The sequence below is a fragment of the Brevibacillus panacihumi genome (assembly GCF_003710985.1).
Lineage (GTDB): Bacteria > Bacillota > Bacilli > Brevibacillales > Brevibacillaceae > Brevibacillus > Brevibacillus panacihumi.
This window is the reverse complement of sequence record NZ_RHHT01000057.1, coordinates 1-18,356: the sequence shown is the minus strand read 5'-3', so window position 1 is coordinate 18,356 and position 18,356 is coordinate 1. Positions and strand designations below refer to the sequence as shown.

Annotated in this window: 20 protein-coding genes and 1 other RNA gene; 16 read left to right on the top strand and 5 right to left on the bottom strand. The window is 51.5% G+C overall.

All coding sequences use genetic code 11. The annotated features are described in order from the left end of the window. The first annotated feature begins 31 nt into the window (after nt 1-31). The 5 genes from EDM58_RS21180 to EDM58_RS21160 all read left to right on the top strand — a co-directional run bounded on the left by EDM58_RS21180 (nt 32) and on the right by EDM58_RS21160 (nt 4,216). Entirely contained in the window at nt 32-1,438 is a 1,407-nt protein-coding gene (locus EDM58_RS21180) for an amino acid permease (protein ID WP_122915095.1), read from the top strand. A 139-nt stretch (nt 1,439-1,577) separates the two neighbouring features. Continuing rightward, nucleotides 1,578-2,885: an arsenic transporter gene (locus EDM58_RS21175; protein ID WP_122915094.1), complete on the top strand. Its 1,308-nt coding sequence runs from the start codon at nt 1,578-1,580 to the stop codon at nt 2,883-2,885. A gap of 113 nt (nt 2,886-2,998) precedes the next feature. Beyond that, nucleotides 2,999-3,475, top strand: a complete 477-nt coding sequence (locus EDM58_RS21170) for a DsrE/DsrF/DrsH-like family protein (protein ID WP_122915093.1) — start codon at nt 2,999-3,001, stop codon at nt 3,473-3,475. A gap of 63 nt (nt 3,476-3,538) precedes the next feature. Further along, complete coding sequence (locus EDM58_RS21165) at nt 3,539-3,805, top strand: metal-sensitive transcriptional regulator (protein ID WP_031306196.1); 267 nt, start codon at nt 3,539-3,541, stop codon at nt 3,803-3,805. Nucleotides 3,806-3,826: 21 nt separating this feature from the next. After that, a complete protein-coding gene (locus EDM58_RS21160; RefSeq protein ID WP_122915092.1) occupies nt 3,827-4,216 on the top strand; it encodes a rhodanese-like domain-containing protein in 390 nt (129 codons plus the stop codon). Between the two features lie 83 nt (nt 4,217-4,299). Here EDM58_RS21160 and EDM58_RS21155 read toward each other — a convergent pair whose 3' ends face one another. Then, complete coding sequence (locus tag EDM58_RS21155) at nt 4,300-4,611, bottom strand: DUF4870 domain-containing protein (protein ID WP_023558958.1); 312 nt, start codon at nt 4,609-4,611, stop codon at nt 4,300-4,302. 234 nt (nt 4,612-4,845) lie between these two features. Here EDM58_RS21155 and EDM58_RS21150 point away from each other — a divergent pair, with 234 nt between their 5' ends. Together EDM58_RS21150 and EDM58_RS21145 are read left to right on the top strand one after the other, a co-directional pair. Continuing rightward, nucleotides 4,846-5,490 carry a DedA family protein gene (locus EDM58_RS21150; RefSeq protein WP_122915091.1) on the top strand — a complete coding sequence of 215 codons (645 nt, stop codon included), beginning with the start codon at nt 4,846-4,848 and terminating at the stop codon, nt 5,488-5,490. Nucleotides 5,491-5,590: 100 nt separating this feature from the next. Next, a complete protein-coding gene (locus EDM58_RS21145) occupies nt 5,591-6,475 on the top strand; it encodes a DMT family transporter (protein WP_122915090.1) in 885 nt (294 codons plus the stop codon). A gap of 43 nt (nt 6,476-6,518) precedes the next feature. Here EDM58_RS21145 and EDM58_RS21140 read toward each other — a convergent pair whose 3' ends face one another. Continuing rightward, complete coding sequence (locus EDM58_RS21140; protein WP_122915089.1) at nt 6,519-7,409, bottom strand: EamA family transporter; 891 nt, start codon at nt 7,407-7,409, stop codon at nt 6,519-6,521. A 501-nt stretch (nt 7,410-7,910) separates the two neighbouring features. Here EDM58_RS21140 and EDM58_RS21135 point away from each other — a divergent pair. From EDM58_RS21135 to recR, 6 genes are all read left to right on the top strand, one after another. Continuing rightward, nucleotides 7,911-8,567 (top strand): HD-GYP domain-containing protein, encoded by a 657-nt coding sequence (locus tag EDM58_RS21135; protein WP_246000930.1) that lies wholly within the window; start codon nt 7,911-7,913, stop codon nt 8,565-8,567. An 88-nt stretch (nt 8,568-8,655) separates the two neighbouring features. Continuing rightward, nucleotides 8,656-8,920: signal recognition particle sRNA large type (gene ffs, locus EDM58_RS21130), an RNA gene on the top strand. 234 nt (nt 8,921-9,154) lie between these two features. Next, nucleotides 9,155-10,585: an ATP-binding protein gene (locus EDM58_RS21125; protein ID WP_122915087.1), complete on the top strand. Its 1,431-nt coding sequence runs from the start codon at nt 9,155-9,157 to the stop codon at nt 10,583-10,585. Between the two features lie 160 nt (nt 10,586-10,745). After that, nucleotides 10,746-12,458 carry a DNA polymerase III subunit gamma/tau gene (dnaX, locus tag EDM58_RS21120; RefSeq protein ID WP_122915086.1) on the top strand — a complete coding sequence of 571 codons (1,713 nt, stop codon included), beginning with the start codon at nt 10,746-10,748 and terminating at the stop codon, nt 12,456-12,458. A gap of 34 nt (nt 12,459-12,492) precedes the next feature. Further along, complete coding sequence (locus tag EDM58_RS21115) at nt 12,493-12,804, top strand: YbaB/EbfC family nucleoid-associated protein (protein ID WP_031306192.1); 312 nt, start codon at nt 12,493-12,495, stop codon at nt 12,802-12,804. A gap of 30 nt (nt 12,805-12,834) precedes the next feature. Then, entirely contained in the window at nt 12,835-13,431 is a 597-nt protein-coding gene (gene recR / locus EDM58_RS21110) for a recombination mediator RecR (RefSeq protein WP_023558950.1), read from the top strand. A gap of 46 nt (nt 13,432-13,477) precedes the next feature. Here recR and EDM58_RS25860 read toward each other — a convergent pair whose 3' ends face one another. Genes EDM58_RS25860 through EDM58_RS21100 form a run of 3 tightly spaced genes read right to left on the bottom strand, consistent with a single transcriptional unit; the run spans nt 13,478 to nt 15,244 of the window. Further along, the gene (locus EDM58_RS25860; protein ID WP_183187582.1) at nt 13,478-13,654 is read right to left on the bottom strand and encodes a hypothetical protein; all 177 of its coding nucleotides are present in this window, start codon (nt 13,652-13,654) and stop codon (nt 13,478-13,480) included. Then, a complete protein-coding gene (locus tag EDM58_RS21105) occupies nt 13,647-14,561 on the bottom strand; it encodes an ABC transporter ATP-binding protein (protein ID WP_122915085.1) in 915 nt (304 codons plus the stop codon). Before EDM58_RS21105 ends, EDM58_RS25860 begins: the two co-directional genes overlap by 8 nt. Next, nucleotides 14,561-15,244: an ABC transporter permease gene (locus EDM58_RS21100; protein ID WP_122915084.1), complete on the bottom strand. Its 684-nt coding sequence runs from the start codon at nt 15,242-15,244 to the stop codon at nt 14,561-14,563. Before EDM58_RS21100 ends, EDM58_RS21105 begins: the two co-directional genes overlap by 1 nt. 139 nt (nt 15,245-15,383) lie before the next feature. Here EDM58_RS21100 and EDM58_RS21095 point away from each other — a divergent pair, with 139 nt between their 5' ends. From EDM58_RS21095 to EDM58_RS21085, 3 genes are read left to right on the top strand one after another with little or no spacing between them, the layout of a single operon-like run. Beyond that, on the top strand, nt 15,384-16,097 hold the full coding sequence (locus EDM58_RS21095) for a response regulator transcription factor (RefSeq protein WP_122915083.1): 714 nt from the start codon (nt 15,384-15,386) through the stop codon (nt 16,095-16,097). After that, a complete protein-coding gene (locus tag EDM58_RS21090; protein ID WP_122915082.1) occupies nt 16,094-17,830 on the top strand; it encodes a sensor histidine kinase in 1,737 nt (578 codons plus the stop codon). The genes EDM58_RS21095 and EDM58_RS21090 overlap by 4 nt, the downstream gene beginning before the upstream one ends. Nucleotides 17,831-17,841: 11 nt before the next feature. Further along, complete coding sequence (locus tag EDM58_RS21085; protein ID WP_122915081.1) at nt 17,842-18,315, top strand: SRPBCC family protein; 474 nt, start codon at nt 17,842-17,844, stop codon at nt 18,313-18,315. The last annotated feature ends 41 nt before the right edge of the window (nt 18,316-18,356 follow it).

The window sequence follows — 18,356 nt, the reverse complement described above, 5'->3', positions numbered from 1 at the left end:
AATTTTGACAGAACAACAGGGGGGAATCAGGATGAAGGATCAATTCGTGGAGCGTGAATCCGGTCTGCACAGAGGACTTACAAAAGGACAGTTGACCATGATCGGCTTGGGAGGCGCAATCGGGACAGGATTGTTCATGGGCAGTGCGATCGCCATCAGCTATGCAGGGCCAGCTGTCATCCTTAGTTACGTCATCGCAGCCTTTATCGCCGTCATCATGATGTTCAGTCTTTCAGAAATGGCGGTCGCCCATCCGACTGCAGGCTCATTTGGCGTCTATGCAGAGAGATATCTTGGGGGCTGGGCTGGTTTTACCTCCCGTTGGACGTACTGGGCCGCTCAGGTCATCGCCGTAGGCGGCGAGGCTGTCGCAGTGGGGATCTACATGACCTACTGGTTCCCTGATATTCCGGTATGGATCTGGACGTTGGGCTTCGGGGCAGCCTTGATTTACGTCAACTCCCGTTCGGTCGAGAACTTCGGCAGCTTTGAATATTGGTTTGCTATGATTAAAGTAGTGGCAATTATTGCTTTTATAATCTTCGGTATTGCGGTAGTGCTGGGGATCGGCACTCCGGCAGTGGGCTTTGAAAACTTTACAAAACACGAAGGGTTCATGCCGCACGGCTTCGGCGGTGTCTGGATGGCTGTGCTGATGGCGATTTTCAGCTTCGTAGGGGTTGAGGTAATCGCGGTGACAGCAGGGGAAGCGAAGGATCCCGGGACAGCGGTTCCGCGTGCCATGAGAACGATGGTCGTGCGCTTGATCGTGTTTTACTTCCTGGCGATGGCTATCATGATTGCAGTGGTGCCCTGGATTCACGCGGGTGCGAAGGAAATTTCGCAAAGTCCGTTTGTGCTTGTGTTCGATCACGTCGGCATCACAGCGGCTGCCGGCATCATGAACTTCGTTGTCATGACTGCGGCGCTGTCCAGCATGAACACCAACCTGTATCTGACGTCGCGGATGATTTTTTCCCTGTCGCGCAGCCAATTTGCGCCCGATGCTTTGGGCAAGCTGTCCAAAAACGGCACCCCGGTCAATGCCCTCCTGCTTTCCAGCCTGGGTGTAGCGGTGGCCGCTCTTATTTCCAAAATCAGTCCCCTGGCGTACAATTACCTCTTTGGCATCGCCTTGTTTGGGGCCTTGTACGTCTGGCTGCTGACGCTGCTCTCCCATCTGAAATTTCGCAAGCTGTGGGAAGAACGCGGCGGGGAAAAGCTTCCGGTCCGCGCACCGCTTTTCCCGGTACTGCAAATCATTGGCGTTGTGCTGATCGCGGCGATACTCATCACGATGGGGTTGGACGCCGAATTCTGGAATATCTCGTGGATCGTGGGCGTTCCCTGGCTGTTGTTCCTGACCTTGATTTATTACACCAAATATAAGAAAAAGCTGGGGACAGCAAATACAGACGATACGGAAAAAACGGCATAGATGCAAGACAATAGCAAAGGGCCAGTCACAAGAACCAATCTTGTGAGCTGGTCCTTTGCTTTTTCAAACATTTACTCGTTGTTAAACCATCTCGTTATATAATGCTAAAGGTATGAAGAAAGACAGGGTGGGAGAGATCATGGTGGAAGTGTGGTTGGCTTTTTTGATTTTCGCCTTGACCATTGCGCTGGTCATTTGGCAGCCGAGAGGGCTTGGCATAGGCTGGAGCGCGACGGGCGGGGCTATATTGGCATTGATCTGCGGGGTCGTCAGCTTTGATGATGTCGCAGCTGTCACCGGGATCGTCTGGAACGCTACTTTGGCGTTCGTCGCTATTATTCTCATTTCCTTGATCCTGGACGAGATCGGCTTTTTTGAATGGTCTGCCTTGCATATGACCCGGTTCGCCAAGGGAAGCGGGACATTAATGTTCGTCTACGTTGTGTTGTTGGGGGCGGCTGTATCTGCCTTCTTCGCCAATGATGGCGCAGCACTGATATTGACGCCGATCGTGCTGGCTCAGGTGCGCGCCCTGCAATTGCCGGACTCCATGATTTTGCCGTTCATTATGGCGAGCGGCTTCATCGCGGATACGACATCCTTGCCATTGGTGGTCAGCAACCTGGTCAATATTGTATCGGCTGACTACTTCGATATCGGATTCATGGAGTATGCATCCCGGATGATCGTGCCCAATTTTGTTTCCCTGGGTGCCAGTTTGTTGGTTCTTTACCTTTATTATCGCAAAAACATTCCCAAGGAGTACGATCTGAACAACTTGAGGAAACCACGGGAAGCCTTGAAGGATCTCCGGCTTTTTCGCCTCTCCTGGGTCATCCTTGGCCTGTTGCTGATCGGGTTTTTGGCAAGCGAAGCACTGGCGATACCCGTCTCCTTCGTGATTGGGGCGGCTGCCTTGATATTTCTTCTGGCCGCGCGAAGCAGCCAAAGCATTCAGACCAAAAAAGTAATCCAAGAGGCTCCTTGGTCCATCGTCGTTTTTTCGATTGGCATGTACGTGGTCGTGTATGGATTGCGAAATGTAGGGCTTACGGATGCGTTGGGTGGACTGATTCAGGCCATTGCCGATCGAGGGCTGTGGTCGGCTACAGTCGGTATGGGATTTCTGTCTGCTGTGCTTTCGTCTGTGATGAACAATCTGCCTACGGTGATGATCGGTGCATTGGCGATCCAAGGGACGGAAACCTCCGGGATCATTCGGGAAGCATTGATCTACGCCAACGTCATCGGCAGCGATTTGGGTCCCAAGATCACGCCGATCGGCTCCTTGGCCACTCTGCTCTGGCTGCATGTCTTGTCCCGCAAAGGGGTACGCATCACCTGGGGCCAGTACTTCAAGACAGGAATCGTACTCACTGTTCCGACCCTGTTGCTGACACTGGCGGGTCTGTACTTTTGGCTGTCTATCATTGCCCTTCTATCTTGATGAAGCGGGCGCCTTTTACTGGGTGCCTGCTTTTTTAGTTGCAAAAGAACCTCAAAGGCTTTAGTATACATATAGGGGTATATGTATTAAACAACAAAGGAGCCATGAGGAAAATGGAAAAGGAAAAAACCACGATTGTCCTGTTCAGCGGGGATTTAGATAAAGCAATTGCAGCATTCATCATTGCGAACGGAGCTGCCGCCTATGACCATGATGTGACGATCTTCTTCACCTTCTGGGGTCTCAACACCATGCGCAAAGACGAGGTCGTCAACGTAAAGAAAAACTGGCTGGAGAAAGCATTCGGCTGGATGATGCCAAGGGGACCGAAAAAATTGGGTCTGTCCAAAATGAACATGCTGGGAATGGGGCCAGCCATGATCAAGCATGTCATGAAAAGGCACAATGCCCTGTCGCTGCCGCAGTTGATAGAGCTGGCGCAGGAGCAAGGAGTCAAGCTGGTTGCTTGTACGATGACGATGGACCTTTTGGGTCTGCAAAAGGAAGAGCTGGTGGATGGGATGGAGTTCGCTGGCGTAGCTGCCTATCTCGGAGATGCCACCCGGGCCAAAGTGAATCTGTTTATCTAACCTCCCTGATTTCGTCTATAATAGAATACAGGTATACGTATGAATGGAACGGAGGGAAAGCAGATGGACTATACGTATGGTGAAGATGTGAAAAGACGATTGCGCCGGATCGAGGGACAGATTCGAGGCGTGCTCCGGATGATGGACGAGCAGAAAAATTGCAAGGAAGTCGTAGCTCAGCTATCGGCAGTCCGCAATGCTTCCGATCGAGCCATTGCCCAGATCGTAGCCGAAAATCTGCAGCGCTGCTTGCTGGAAGAAGAGGGGACAGGCAAGGACCCGGAAAAAATGGTGAAGGAAGCAATCGAACTGCTGGTGAAAAGCCGCTAGATAGAAAGGGCGTATGTTTGTATGGATTTTACAACCATCCTATTAATCGCTGTTTACGCCTTGCTCACCTGGTTTTTGGTAACGCGTTTTGTTCCTGTCAAAGGACTGCAAAACCTGAGTGCCGATCAGTTCAAAGAGCGAGTCAACCAAAGAAGCGGCGTATTGCTCGTCGACGTACGAGAGCCGCACGAGTATAAAGCCGGGCATATTCCTTCAGCAGTCAATATTCCCTTATCCCAATTGAACAATCGGGTCAAGGAAATTTCCCCCAAAAACGAGATTCTGCTCTACTGCCGCAGCGGCGTGCGCAGCAAACAGGCGGCCAAAGTTCTGAAAAGGCATGGCTATGATAAACTGTCCCATTTGCGCGGAGGCATCTCCGTCTGGCGCGGCCCTGTCAAAAAGAAATAATAGCCCCAAGAGAATAGGGAAAGACCAGCGCTCACAGGAAGCGCTGGTCTTTTGCGTCTGTCTATCGGTTGTGTGAATTAGAATTAGTACCCGACCAGGGACCCGATGATCGGGTAATGGAATGGACGTCCTTGGAGCGAATAAATGACGCCTTTGATCGGATAGTAGATGCCCATCAGACCGAACACGATCAAGAAGGGAATCCCGATCAAAATATAGGAAAATATTGCGGAGATGCTGATCAACAGTCCAATTGCGATATGGAAGAGCAAGGCTTGCAATGCCATTCTTTTGACGTGTTGGTCTTGCATCAGCAGCCAGACGAGCAGGGGCACCAGAAAAGGTGCAAAAAATGCACTTGCATGAGTAATTGCTTTAACGCCATTGTGATCCATGTATGACCCTCCTAAAGGTAGCCGAACCAGTGTATGTTCTTATTGTACTGCATCGACTCATCGACAGATACCGTCAAGAGCGCGATTTTTGTCTCCACCTTGAGACGGAGCACCTGTTTCTGCTAAAATTTACAAGTCGCCTGAACGGTGTGCTTGCCTGTATAGTGGGCGGTGCAGATGCGCGTTCATCTGTGTACGGGTACCCTTTGCGAAAAGTAGGAGGAACGGAACAAGATGAGTATAGAGATACTGAGTGAATCCGTGGGTCAGTTTGGGTATCCGGCTCTTTTCTTCACGTTGTGGTTGGGTATTGTAGGAATGCCCATTCCGGATGAGGTTATTGTATTGTCAGCTGGAGTGCTGACTTCGATTGGTGTACTGAGTATAATCCCTGCTTTTATCGCCACGTATCTTGGCGTCGTGTCCGGCTTGTCTCTCGGATATGTGCTGGGCAGAACCCTAGGTGCTCCCGCGTTGAATTGGATCAGCAAGAAAAAAGGGATGAACAGGCACGTTGAACGCGCCCAGTCTTTGCTGGAGCGCTATGGCAGCTACGCATTGTGCATCAGCTATTTTCTCCCGGTGGTGCGTCATGTGGTGCCCTACCTGGTGGGGATCGGAAAGATGACATTTCGCCGCTATGCGCTGTTTTCCTATACGACCGGTCTGGTATGGACACTGATTCTATTTTTGGTCGGGTATGTGATTGGAGATCAAGCAACGAGTATAGATGCTTTTCTGAACATGTTCACCCGGGGAATCGCGCCAGCCATTGCGGTGCTGATCGTGGTCGTGATAGGGTGTGTGTTTGGCTACAGGAAATACAAAGAAAAGAAACTCCGTGTACAGGCAAAGGTCGACCAGGACCCCGATTGCTAGGCTTACAAAAATCGCGCGAAGGTTGATAAGCTAGTGTTACAATAGTCTCCGGTACAGACTGGGGAGATCTTTGCAACCCCATGAAAGAGGAGAGACTTGAGTGGCAACCAAGAAGCAATTGATCTGGGCGGATGCATCCTTGCTATTCATTGCGCTGGCCTGGGGCTATACCTTTGTCTTGAGCAAAGACATCCTGACAGAGATAGCCCCCTACACCTTTTTGGGCACGCGCTTTTTATTGGCATCCCTGATTCTCCTTCCCTTTGTCTGGAGGCGAATGAGAGGGGTGAGTCGGGAGGTTTGGGTGCAGGGATTGATCTGCGGGATCGTCCTGTGCGCAGCCTACACGTTCCAAATTCTCGGCATCGACCGGACCACCCCGGGAAAAGCAGGAGTGATTACGGGGACCAACGTCGTCATCGTTCCCTTTCTGTATTACTTATGGCGGCGCAAGCCCGTGGGAAAAGCAGCCGTGACGGGCAGCCTCCTCGCTTTTGCAGGACTGGTGTTTTTATCAGGGGATGAGGGGTGGACAGGCATTGCCTTTGGGGATGTTCTGGTTTTTCTATGCGCCATCTTTTTTGCCCTGCACATATTATTGGTTGATCGCGTATATGAGGAGCGGATAGAGGTCGATTCCCTCATGTTCGTCATGATCCAATTGCTTGTGGTCGGGGTCATCGATCTGGTCATTGCCTTCTTCGTCGAGCCGATGCCTCAGGGCTTGAGTCCGTATGGCTGGTTTGCCTTTTTGTTCGACTGCCTGATCGGGACCTTGCTCGCCTATGTGGTGCAAATCAAAGCGCAGCAATTCTCGCCTCCGGTCCATGTCAGCATCCTGCTTTCACTAGAGGCGGTATTCGCCTTTCTTTTCTCCTGGCTGCTTTGGGGCGAGCCTGTGACTCCCATCATCTGGACAGGGGTCGTGCTGATGCTTGCTGGCATCTATATTACGGAGCTTGGAGATTATCAAAAACCCACCTGAGTGAAGAGCGTGCAGCTCCACTCGGGTGGGTTTTCTGGTCTGATTAGGCGGCGGGTGAGGCGGTTTTGGGCTGTTTGCGCTGCACCAGTTTGGGCAGTATGATTCCCAGCAGGATGATGGCTACACCAGCGACTTGCAGCCAGCTTACCTGCTCCTGCAGGACGATGGCGGATGCGAAGACGGCCGTCGGCAATTCTGCCGCTCCGAGAATCGTGGCCATTCCAGCTCCGACATGCGGCACTCCAAAATTGAAGCAGGCTGTGGGGATCAGGATACCAAACAACGCCAGCAAGAAAACATAAGGGAACAACCCCTCCCACAGTGTGCCGTCGATCAGGAAGACGGGCGGATAGATGAGACACGTCAACAGGAGCGACCCGGTGGACATGCTGGAGCTGCGGAGCCAGGGATTGACACTCAAGGCAGTTTTGCCGCTGAAAATAATGAAGAGCGTGTACGAGACGGCTGAGAGCAATCCGAACATGATTCCCAAAGGCTGAAATTGCTGCAGCCCCCCGTTTTCCAGCAGTCCTCCCGCCAGCATCGTTCCCAGAAACAGCAGAAGCAGAGAACCCAGCGTCGGTTTGTCCGGACGTTTGCGCGTCATGATGGCTTCTGCCAAAACCCCCATCCAGGTGAATTGAAACAGCAGGAGGATAGCGAGCGACGCAGGGATGTACTGCAGTGAATTGTAGTACAGGATTCCTGTTGTTCCGACTGCGATGCCGACACCTGCCAAAAGCAGCAGCAGACGTTTTTGCGGCTTGGTGCGCAGAAAGAAGAGCGCAGGAATCCAGGTTAAAAGAAACCCAAAGACCATCTGACCGCCTATGACTTGTGATGGGGAAAATCCTTGGCTGTACGCGAGCTTGACGATCGTGGAAAGAATTCCGTAACTGCAAGCCCCGAAAAAGACCAAGAGCATATATCGCATGCCTGTATCTCCTTACTTGATTTCGTTCTCCAATCCGTAGCTTAGAATAATACGGAAGCTTGCATTTGTCCATCTTCCTCCTCTTGATTTCGAAATGATAGGTAAAAAAGGTTTATCTTTCCTCTTTACGTGGAAATAAGGATATGATGCAGTCCTTGAAAAATTTCGCAACTCTTATACCGTTGCGCCCAGGGCAACAGGCGGAGAAGGAGGAGGATGGTGTTTTCAAAGATCAAGGCCCGATTATTGTTCATGACGATTCTTGTATGCCTACTCTCGACTCTGTTAATCTACTGCTTTCTGTTGAATCACGAAATCCAAATAGAGAATGCAAGAGATACGTGGCTTTCAGCCGACACTTCGGGCACAATATGGGTTGAAAGTGACCGTCAGCAAGAAGAGGTGCATGTCTCTCACCCGTCCCCTCTCCATTGGATGCATTGCCTGTATTGTGGTATCAATCTGATCGTTGGGGTCTTGGGGATATGCGGAGCATTTTGGATGTATCGTTGGAAGAAGGGTTCCCACAGTGAAACACATCCTGAAACCACCCTCTCCGAAAATGGCTTGGATCAAATCGTACGCAGTCTGTACCTGGCGGTGGAGATGAAGGATTCTTATACGGCAGGGCATACGGAGCGTGTCGCCCAATATGCCTTGGCTATCTACGATCAGATGGATGAGTCGCAAAAGCGGATGCTGCCCCGCGATGATTTGCGTTATGCAGGCTTGCTTCATGATATAGGGAAGGTTGCCATCCCCGATCTCATTCTGCAAAAAGAAGGCAAGCTGACGCCGGAAGAGTACGAAATCGTCAAGCTGCACCCGACGACCGGAGCAGATATGGTAGAACAGATTGAGAGTCTTGCCCACATCAGCCGAGGAATACGCTATCATCATGAGCGATGGGATGGACGCGGTTATCCGCATCAGTTAAAAGGAGAACAGATTCCGCTGATGGGACGGATTTTGGCAGTAGCGGATACGTTTGATGCCATGATTTCTACACGTTCGTACCGCCAAGCGGTATCTGCTCAAACAGCTTATGAAGAAGTGCTGCGCTGCTCTCACACGCAGTTTGATCCGCAAATCGTCGAGTATTTCAAAAAGGCCTATGAGAAAGGCGCTCTCCAGGTGAAAAAACCGGACTTTGAGTAGGATGCGGGACAAGCAAGGGAAGCATTCTCCAGCAATGGATGGCTTTACGCCTTGCTAACCACTCATTTCTTTGGTATTCTTAATTGTGCCGTGCTAGACGGGGAGGTTGCGGTGCCCTGTAACCTGCAATCCGCAACAGCAGGGTTGAATTCCTATCCTAGGTCTTCTCATGTGAGGCTGCCGTATGGTAGCGGTGTTGAGGATCGGGTCCTGTGCAACGCGAACCCATGAACCTGGTCAGGTCCGGAAGGAAGCAGCCATAAGTGGATCATCGCGTGTGCCGCAGGGTAGCCTGGTCTGAGCTGCAGCCATATGTAACGCTTGGATGTGGAGTATCGAAGATAGGTGCACGGTACCTATACAGCAATCAACGAGTGGTATGTCCCAATCGGGGGCGTACCACTTTTTTGTTTGGACCGATAAAAGAGGATTTTGTTGTTTTTTGGCGAGAACTAGCGAAAGATTTCTCCCGAACACATCCCCTGATAGAGCAGGTTTTTGTTCCATTTTCACGAATTTTCCTAGAGGGAAAAAACGATATGCTTTCCTGTGCGATGAAGTACGTCATAGGTCAGGAGGGACAAGCTGTGAGTGCATCTTTTTCGTTACACCAGGTTGGCTCGTCCGATCGATTGCAGCGGTTCATGCATCAACTGCCTACTGCCGTTTTATTGGTCGATCACGAGGGTAGGATCGTAGAAGTAAACGAACAACTGCTTCGTGTGACCGGTTATTCGCGGGAGCAATTGGTCTCTCATGCTGTGCAAACCATTCTTCCTTCCAATGGATCCATCGGAGAGTTCTATGAGGAACTCATAAGTCGGGAAAGCGAGTCGGCAGGGTTTGTCGAGGTGGAATGGCTGGACAAATGGGGAAAGTCGAGCAAAACCCCAGTTATGATCTTGTTGCAGGAAGCCGAGAAACCATTATATCTCCTGCATTTTTTTCAATTGGGGAGAGAGACCGATCAAGATTTGGCACAGAGGATCGTCAACAAGCTGACGCACGATACCAGCCTGGGGCTGTTCGTGCTGGATCGTGAGGCGCATATTGTTGAAGCCAGTCTGACTGCCTGCAAATTGCTGGGGATGGAACGGATGCAGATTTTGAACAAACACGTCGATCAGTTGTTTGCCGGGATTCCCGAGCAGCATCGCCTGATCAAAAAAGAATGGCTGGATGGCGTCAAGCTGCATAATATCGCCACTTCATGGACCAATGATACCCAGCGCTACGAATTAATCGTCGATGCGAACACGATTCAGGATGAATCAGGCAAGACGGTTGGCGCTTTTGTTTTGTTCAAGGACATCACCAACCTGCGCTCCTTTGAACAAAAAATTGAACGGAATGAACGCCTAGCCATGATTGGACAAATCGCCGCTGGTACCGCCCACGAGATCCGCAATCCGCTTACCTCCATCAAAGGGTTTCTCCAGATGTTCCTGCAATCGTTCACCGAGAGCGGGATGGACCGGGAGAAAGCTTACACCGAGATCATGTTGACAGAGATCAACCGGATCAATTCCCTCGTCAGCGAGTTTTTGTTGTTAAGCAAGCCACGAGACGTACAGTATTCCATCGTCGATCTGAATATTATCTTTGAAGAAATCCTGCCTATTGTGGAGTCACAGGCGCATTTGTTCGGAGTGGAGGTGAAGTTTGCTTCCCGCGGCAAGCTGCCGATGGCGGTGGGGGATACGGAGCTGCTCAAGCAGGTATTTATCAACATTTGCAAAAACGGTATAGAAGCGATGGGAGAACAAGGGACGCTGCGCATCTCTCATCATATCGATCACGACGGGGACAAGATGAGCATCGACATTCACGATACCGGCCCAGGCATTCCCGTCTACATCATCGACAAAATCTTTGATCCGTTTTTTACGACCAAGGAAGAAGGTACGGGGCTTGGACTTTCGGTTTGCCAAAAAATCATACACGACCTTGGAGGACAGATCCGCGTTTCCTCCAAAGGCTACGGCACCACCTTCCATATCCTGCTGCCGTATTTATAGTTACGTGAAAAAGAGCGAAATCTTCCCGGACATCTGTGCCGGGATTTTTTTCGGGAAAAGAGTATCCCGTACACATGAGCGTTTTGTACGAACTATGCCAATGGTGTATACTATATAGGATATAGAAGAGGACTGTGCAGATGGGGAGTGTCACACGAACATGGCTTATACCGCGCTGTATCGCGTATACCGACCGCAGACATTCGAAGATGTAGTCGGACAAGAACATGTGACGATCACCTTGCGCAACGCATTGCGCGAAGGTCGGCTTTCCCACGCCTATTTGTTCAACGGTCCCCGTGGTACGGGTAAGACAAGTGCAGCGAAAATCATGTCCAAAGCAGTCAACTGTGAACAGCCGCAGGATGGAGAGCCGTGCAATGAGTGTGCGACGTGCCGAGCCATTACGGAGGGTTCCGTCACGGACGTGCTGGAAATTGACGCCGCCTCCAACCGCGGCGTCGAGGAGATTCGGGACATCCGCGATAAGGTGAGATTTGCTCCAAGCGACGTCCGATATAAAGTGTACATTATCGATGAAGTGCATATGCTGACGACGGAAGCGTTCAATGCATTATTGAAGACATTGGAGGAACCGCCGTCCCACGTGCTGTTTATCCTTGCGACGACCGAGCCGCACAAGCTGCCGGCGACGATCATTTCCCGCTGTCAGCGTTTTGATTTTCACCGCATTCCCTTGCAGGTCATGGTCAATCTCTTGCAAAAAATTTGCCTGTCGCAAGGGGTGCGCGTAGAAGAACAAGCTTTGCAGCTGGTGGCGAAGCTGGCGGAAGGCGGAGCCCGCGACGCCTTGAGTCTGTTGGATCAGGCGATCAGCTACAGCAAGGATGAGGTTCGGGCAAGCGACATCATGCAGATCACAGGGACAGTGGCTCAATCGTACTTCTCCACCCTGGCGCTGCATATCGTGGAACGAGATGTGGCAAAGGTGATGGAGCAGTTCGACCGGGTGATGGTACAGGGAAAGGATCCCGAACAGTTCCTGCAGGATTTTCTGTATTACTATCGCGACATGCTGCTGCTCAAGACTGCCCCGCAGCTGGAAGAGATCATCGAACGAACCATGATCGACGACCAGTTCGTAGAGGTGGCGCAAAAACACACGTTGCCCGAGCTGTATGCCAAGATCGAGGTGTGCAATCAGGCGCTGACCCAGTTGAAATGGTCTACCTATGCAAGAGTATTGGTGGAGCTGACGCTGGTCAAGCTGTGTCAGCCTGTTGCTTCGACGACGGCAGAAGCAGCAGTTGGAGCAAGCCCGGGCGAAGCTCCCGGAAGCGCGGAAGTATCCAGCTTGTCAAACCGCATTCGCGTGCTGGAAGAACGGCTGGCGCAAATCCTCTCTGGCCAGGTTGGCATCCAAAGCCCGGCAAAAGCAGAGGAACCTCGCAAGGCGGAGCCAAGACGTACTGCTGCAAGTGCGAGCGGCTCGCGGACTCCGCTCAACAAGGTGCGGGAAGTAGCCAAGTCACTGGACCACAACTTGACCAGACAGGTGCAGGGACAATGGAGCCAAATATTGTCCGACCTGAAGAAGATCAAGATCCAGCATCAGGCGTGGCTGGTCAATGGGCAGCCAGTAGCCGCTGGAGCAGATGCAGTGGTCGTTGTTTTCAAGAGCCCCATACATTGTGATAAGACGATGGAGCCAGAGCTGAAAGGCGTGGTGGAACACGTCATGCAGACAGTGCTCGGAAGGCCGTTGCAGCTGTTGTCTGTAATGGAGGAGGAGTGGCAGTCTGTCGAGCAGTCATCCGCCCAATCGGATGCTCCAGCCGAAGAAGAGCAAGATCCCTTTCTGGCAGAGGCGATCAAGCTCGTAGGTGAAGGGCTCATTGAAGTAAAAGAGTAGGAAGAAATCAAAGGAGGACCCCTCAATGAAAAACATGCAACAGATGCAACAAATGATGAAGCAAGTGAAAAAGATGCAGGAAGAAATGCAGAAAGCGCAAGAAGGTCTGAAAGATAAAACAGTGGAAGGCTCTGCAGGCGGCGGTGCTGTCACTGTGACAGTTGACGGGCACAAGCAAGTGAAGGATATCGTGATCAAGCCTGAAGTCGTCGATCCAGAAGATGTCGAAATGCTGCAAGATTTGGTTCTGGCCGCAGTTAACGATGCGATGCGCAAAGCGGATGAGATGGTAGGCAAGGAAATGGGACGCTTTACCGGAGGAATGAACATCCCGGGATTGTTCTAATGCCAAGCATTTGAAGGAGTAAATACACGTATGTTCTATCCGGAACCGGTGTCCAAGTTGATCGAAGGCTTTATGAAGCTGCCCGGCATTGGGCAAAAAACCGCAGGACGGCTAGCCTTTTTCGTCCTCAACATGAAAGAAGACGATGTGCTCGACCTGGCCAAGGCACTGGTCAACGCCAAGCGTCAGCTTCACTACTGTTCCGTCTGCAACAACATTACCGACCTGGACCCGTGCCATTTGTGTCGGGACAAAAGACGGGACGGCTCCATCATCTGTGTGGTGCAGGAGCCCAAAGATGTCGTGGCGATGGAACGGACGCGGGAGTTCGAGGGTTATTATCACGTCCTGCACGGGGCCATTTCTCCGATGGACGGCATCGGGCCCGAGGATATTAAAATCCCGGACCTGTTGAAGCGGCTGAGCGATGAACAGGTCAAGGAAGTGATCCTCGCGACCAATCCCAACATCGAGGGAGAAGCGACGGCGATGTACATCTCGCGCCTGATCAAGCCCTTTGGAATTCGCGTGACGCGGATTGCGCACGGACTGCCGGTGGGTGGAGACCTGGAGTATGCGGATGAGGTGACTTTGACCAAAGCGCTGGAAGGTCGTCGTGAATTATAGCCATGCGAAAAAAGACAGGGTATCCTGTCTTTTTTCTTATGAAATCTTAATGATTGATACGTCTCTGCCTCTTTACCCACTTTTCCACGAAGATGACCAGGTTCAGCACGATCAGACCACTGCTGATAGAAATGTAGGTTTGATTCCCCGACACGCCGCCTCCCCAATAGATGCGATACAGCAATAGAGCGGCAAGAATCAAGGCAAGAAATAAATTAGACATGGTTTTCCTCCTCCAAAAAAATCCGTTCCAGCGAAGGCTCCTCGACGTGTACGCCGTAAATGTCCACACGAGCCTGTACCAAGGCGCGAACCAGCGCAGCTATTTTTTGTTCCTCATCGATCTGCAGCGAAAGACGCCCAGACTCCCACGTGACGTTGCGACCCAGTGATTCTACGAAGGTGCGCAAGGTCGACTCCTCTTCGATAAGCGATGAGTGGCGCACGCGTACATGGCGCCATGTCTGATGCGCGGCTCTCAGCTCGTCCAGACTGCCCAACGACCCGATTTTTCCGTTTTTCATGATCGCGATACGCGTACAGATCTTTTCTACTTCGTCCAGATTATGCGAGGTCATGAAGATCGTTTTGCCTTGCCGATGCAAGTGCCGGAGCAGATCCTGGATGTGCAGGGCTGATTCCACATCCACTCCAGAGGTAGGTTCATCCAGAAACAACAGCTCAGGGTCGCCTACCAGTGCCTGGGCAATTCCCAGCTTCTTTTTCATCCCGAAGGAAAAGGTCTTGGCCTTGCGCGAAGCATGCTCCTCCAGTCCTACAGAATTCAGGATTTGGGCGCATTCCGGCTTCGTCAGGCGGACACCTTTCACGCGGGCGAAATAATGGAGATGATCCGCAGGGCTGAGCGAGTCGTAAAATGTCGAGTAGTCAGGCAGAACACCGATGCGTCGTTTCCATTGTTCTGCAGGAGAATCGCTTCCAAACATCCGGATCGCTCCTGAGGTAGGACGAATAATGCCTGTCAGCATGTTGATGAACGTAGACTTTCCCGCTCCGTTGCGTCCCAGGAAGCCAAAGATTTCCCCGCTCTGCACGTCCAGACTGACGTCAGACACCACGGTTCGATTTCCAAAACGTTTGCTCAACTGAATAGTCTCCAAAATTTTCATCAGCAATCTCTCCTTTGAAACAAGAAAACGGAAGCCGTCACGAAAACAGCTGCATACAGCCAGACCAAGCTGATCCATGCTCCCCCTTTTTCCATGAATGTGTACGGTGTCAGATACGCGATCCATTGCGCGGCCGGATGGCTGGAAGCAAAGCTCCAGATGCCCAGACCCGGCAAGACGAGTGCAATGACGATCCCGAGGAACATGGTATAGCTGGGCCGTGGTACTGCCAAAGAGAGCAGCAAGGCCAAGGCAATGCAGTATACCAGGAGAGAGAGACATTTCCAAAAGGTAGGGGCATCAAAGGTGTGGACAGTAGCCAACACTACCCCGAAGGCAATCAGCATGCAGGCAAGCCAAAAACTGCAAACGCCCAAGAACTTTCCCAAAACGATCTGCTTACGTGAAGTTCGCGTGACGAGAAAACGCATTGTTCTTCCGGCTAACTCTCGATTTATGATGTCATGGGAGAGGCTGAATACAAAAAGCGGCCCGAGCAGCATCACCAGCGACAGGATGCCCAACGCATGACCTTGCGCAAGCTCCTGATCGGGGAAAAAGCTCGCCGCTTGATTGACCAGATCGGAGACCCAGTAAGAGACGCCTACAATAAAGGCGACGGTAATCAAAGATTTCACACTCTTGAACAATCGGAAAAATTCGTGCTGGCAAATGGCCCACATAGGTTTCCTCGCTCCTTTCTCCTTTATTGTAAATGGCTTCTCTTTCTTCCACTGAAACGCAACCTTACCATTACCTTAACTTTTGCCGGGGTGAAGGCCAGCCATGATATGATGGATGGGGTAGAGGGAGGGAACCGCTGTGGAAACAGAGGCAAGAATACTTCTCGTAGATGACGAAGAAGCGATTTTGAGAATGCTGGAGACGGTCATGAATAAAGAAGGCTTTCGGCATGTCGATACCTGCACGAGGGCAGAACAGGCGCTGCGCCTTGTAGAGGAGCGGTCTTACGATTTGTTGATCCTCGATGTCATGCTGCCTGATCAAAATGGATTCGATCTGTGTGCAGCAATCCGGCAGCGGACGAAGGCGCCGATATTTTTTCTGACCGCCAAAGGGACTGATTTTGACAAATTGAGCGGCTTTGCTTTTGGAGCCGATGATTATATTACGAAGCCTTTTCATCCCCTGGAGGTCGTGGCACGCATGAAGGCTCACCTGCGCCGCACCTTCCGGATTCCCGGGAAAGCAGAGGATAAGGTATACGATTTTGGACGTTTTCAAGTAAACGTGGATGCGGCAGAGCTGATCGTAGATGGAAAACAGGTAGATTGCCCGGCACAGGTGTTTCAGCTGCTCGTGTTTTTCTGCCAGCATCCCAACCGCGTCTTTACCAAAGAGCAGATTTACGATCATGTATGGAAGGACGAGTACGGCGTATTTGATGAAAATACAGTCATGGTGCACATCTACAAGCTGCGGCAAAGGATTGAGGAAAATCCGGCACAGCCGAAGCATCTGGTCACCATTCGAGGGTTGGGCTACAAGCTGGTGACTGGCGGAAGACCATTATGAACCTTCGCAGAAAGCTGATTATCCAGTATGTTCGTCAATTTTCTGGCTTTGTCATGGTGCTGCTCATCTGTTTTCTCGTTACTCTTGCGGTTCTGGGAATGAAATTGCTGCATGAAGATATTGAGGTTGATCTCTCCCGCCTAACCGCATCCGATATCGCGTTTCAGCTTATTTACGATGGTGAGAGCATCCGGGTAGAGAAGCGGGTGGAGAAAAGCGTAGAGAATCATCGGGGATGGCTGCAAATCCTGGATGAGCAAGGAAACGTGATCTACGCGTATCGGTCTCCGGCTGATATACCCAGCCGCTATACGCCGGGTGAGTGGATGGCCATGGTGCAGTCCAAGCAATACCACGTAAAGCATTGGGTTGTTGATCAGCTTGATCGGAAGGTGATCGTCTTATACGGGACGCCAGCGCCGGAAGAAGAGCTGATGAGCCTTTTGCAAGCTGCTGAATCTTCGGGCAGTGCAGAAGCAACGAAGGAACTGCAGGAGACCTTTTTGCAGAAAAAAGCCTGGTATGCGATTTACGACCGCGAAGGGCGCCTTTTACAGAAGTGGAACGATCCGGCTGCTGCTCCCCAGCTTGAGCTGATAGAAGTTCTGGAGAAGGAAGAAGCTCCTGCGTACATCATGAGCCGCTATGATGAAAAGAGCGAGCGGATGTATCTGGTCGGTACGCGTCACCCGGTCGATCAGCCGGGAACTGCGGATGAATCGTTTGACAATATGATGAAAACGATGCTTCTCCAATTCGGACTGATCATGATTGCGTCCGTCGTCATCGCGGGAAGCTGGTACGCGCTGCGTGTCGGCAAACCGCTTTTGCACATGGTTACTTGGCTGGAGCACTTGGCGAAGGGGAATTATGACGAGCCCGTCGGCAGAAAGGGCCGCAGGGTTGGAAAGACCCGCAAAGGGAAGTGGAAGCGGTCATTTGCCGTATTCAAGGATATGTTCGACGCCCTTTCCCGGTTGAGCCAGACACTGCAAATGAATGAACAGCGCCAAAAGGATGTGGAGCGGACGCGGGAAGAGTGGATTACCGGACTCTCGCACGATTTGAAGACACCGCTTAGCTCTATTTTTGGCTATGCCTCGATTCTGGAATCGGAGCAGTACAAGTGGGAGCATGGGGAAGTGAGTCAATTTGGACGAACCATTCGGGAAAAGGCGGATTATATGAACGGCCTGATCGAAGACTTGACGCTCACCTATCGATTGAAAAATCAAGCGCTTCCTATGATGAAGACAGAGATAGCGGCAGTCGAAACGATCCGAAGAATTACCGTGGAGATGGTGAACGATCCGATCGCGTCCGAGCATCAGATTGAGTTTCGAACGAGTGTCACATCCTTGAATGCCGAGGTTGATCCGACGTATTTCAGGCGCATCATCATCAACATCCTGGCGAATGCGATCAAGCATACGCCTGCCGGGACTCTGGTGCTGGTCGAAGTGAGTTCCTACGGGAATGGAGGCTTCCAGGTCAAGGTGAAGGACAATGGGCCTGGGATGGATCAGGATACGCTGGCCAACCTGTTTGAGCGTTATTACCGGGGAGGCCATACAGAGGAAAATGAGAGCGGGACAGGACTGGGAATGGCCATTGCCAAGCAATTGGTTTTGGCGCATGAAGGGGAAATAGCGGTCGAAAGCGAGCTGGGATACGGGACGACGGTGACCCTGACATTCGGATACAACCGCACTCCAGCCAATGGAACGCAATAGGAGGGGTGTGAATGCCAGTCATTCGCATGGAGGTAGAGATCGATGCCCCGCAACAGATCTGTTTTGACCTGGCGCGAAGCATTGACAGTCATATGGAATCTACGGCTCGGACGCAGGAGAGGGCGATCGGCGGGGTGACCAGCGGACTGATCCGACTGGGAGAGAGCGTGACCTGGGAGGCGGTTCATTTTGGCGTCAAACAGCGGCTGACTGCCAAGATTACAGAGATGGAGGAGCCGTGGTTTTTTGTCGATGAAATGGTGCAGGGTGCGTTCAAGCGCTTTTATCATAAGCATGAATTCATTCGGTTGGGGGAAAAGAAAACACGGATGATCGATACGTTCGATTATACGTCTCCCCTTGGAGTGTTGGGGAAATTGGCAGATGTACTCATACTCGAGAGATATATGAGGAGATTCCTGCTGGAGCGTAATCTGTATTTGAAGGAAAAAGCGGAACGTCAAGCGAGAGGCTGCGGGGAATGAGAAAAGGCAGGACGATCCTGCCTCAGACTGATGAGAAACCC

Coding starts and splice junctions, on each gene's coding strand:
- EDM58_RS21165 (WP_031306196.1), top strand. CDS start 3,539: ATGGACTATACGTATGGTGAAGATGTGAAAAGACGATTGCGCCGGATC.
- EDM58_RS21085 (WP_122915081.1), top strand. CDS start 17,842: ATGCCAGTCATTCGCATGGAGGTAGAGATCGATGCCCCGCAACAGATC.
- EDM58_RS21180 (WP_122915095.1), top strand. CDS start 32: ATGAAGGATCAATTCGTGGAGCGTGAATCCGGTCTGCACAGAGGACTT.
- EDM58_RS21105 (WP_122915085.1), bottom strand. CDS start 14,561: ATGAAAATTTTGGAGACTATTCAGTTGAGCAAACGTTTTGGAAATCGA.
- EDM58_RS21135 (WP_246000930.1), top strand. CDS start 7,911: ATGTATCGTTGGAAGAAGGGTTCCCACAGTGAAACACATCCTGAAACC.
- EDM58_RS21115 (WP_031306192.1), top strand. CDS start 12,493: ATGCAACAGATGCAACAAATGATGAAGCAAGTGAAAAAGATGCAGGAA.
- EDM58_RS21100 (WP_122915084.1), bottom strand. CDS start 15,244: ATGTGGGCCATTTGCCAGCACGAATTTTTCCGATTGTTCAAGAGTGTG.
- EDM58_RS21170 (WP_122915093.1), top strand. CDS start 2,999: ATGGAAAAGGAAAAAACCACGATTGTCCTGTTCAGCGGGGATTTAGAT.
- EDM58_RS21160 (WP_122915092.1), top strand. CDS start 3,827: ATGGATTTTACAACCATCCTATTAATCGCTGTTTACGCCTTGCTCACC.
- EDM58_RS21150 (WP_122915091.1), top strand. CDS start 4,846: ATGAGTATAGAGATACTGAGTGAATCCGTGGGTCAGTTTGGGTATCCG.
- EDM58_RS21155 (WP_023558958.1), bottom strand. CDS start 4,611: ATGGATCACAATGGCGTTAAAGCAATTACTCATGCAAGTGCATTTTTT.
- EDM58_RS25860 (WP_183187582.1), bottom strand. CDS start 13,654: ATGTCTAATTTATTTCTTGCCTTGATTCTTGCCGCTCTATTGCTGTAT.
- EDM58_RS21175 (WP_122915094.1), top strand. CDS start 1,578: ATGGTGGAAGTGTGGTTGGCTTTTTTGATTTTCGCCTTGACCATTGCG.
- dnaX (WP_122915086.1), top strand. CDS start 10,746: ATGGCTTATACCGCGCTGTATCGCGTATACCGACCGCAGACATTCGAA.
- EDM58_RS21090 (WP_122915082.1), top strand. CDS start 16,094: ATGAACCTTCGCAGAAAGCTGATTATCCAGTATGTTCGTCAATTTTCT.
- recR (WP_023558950.1), top strand. CDS start 12,835: ATGTTCTATCCGGAACCGGTGTCCAAGTTGATCGAAGGCTTTATGAAG.
- EDM58_RS21140 (WP_122915089.1), bottom strand. CDS start 7,409: ATGCGATATATGCTCTTGGTCTTTTTCGGGGCTTGCAGTTACGGAATT.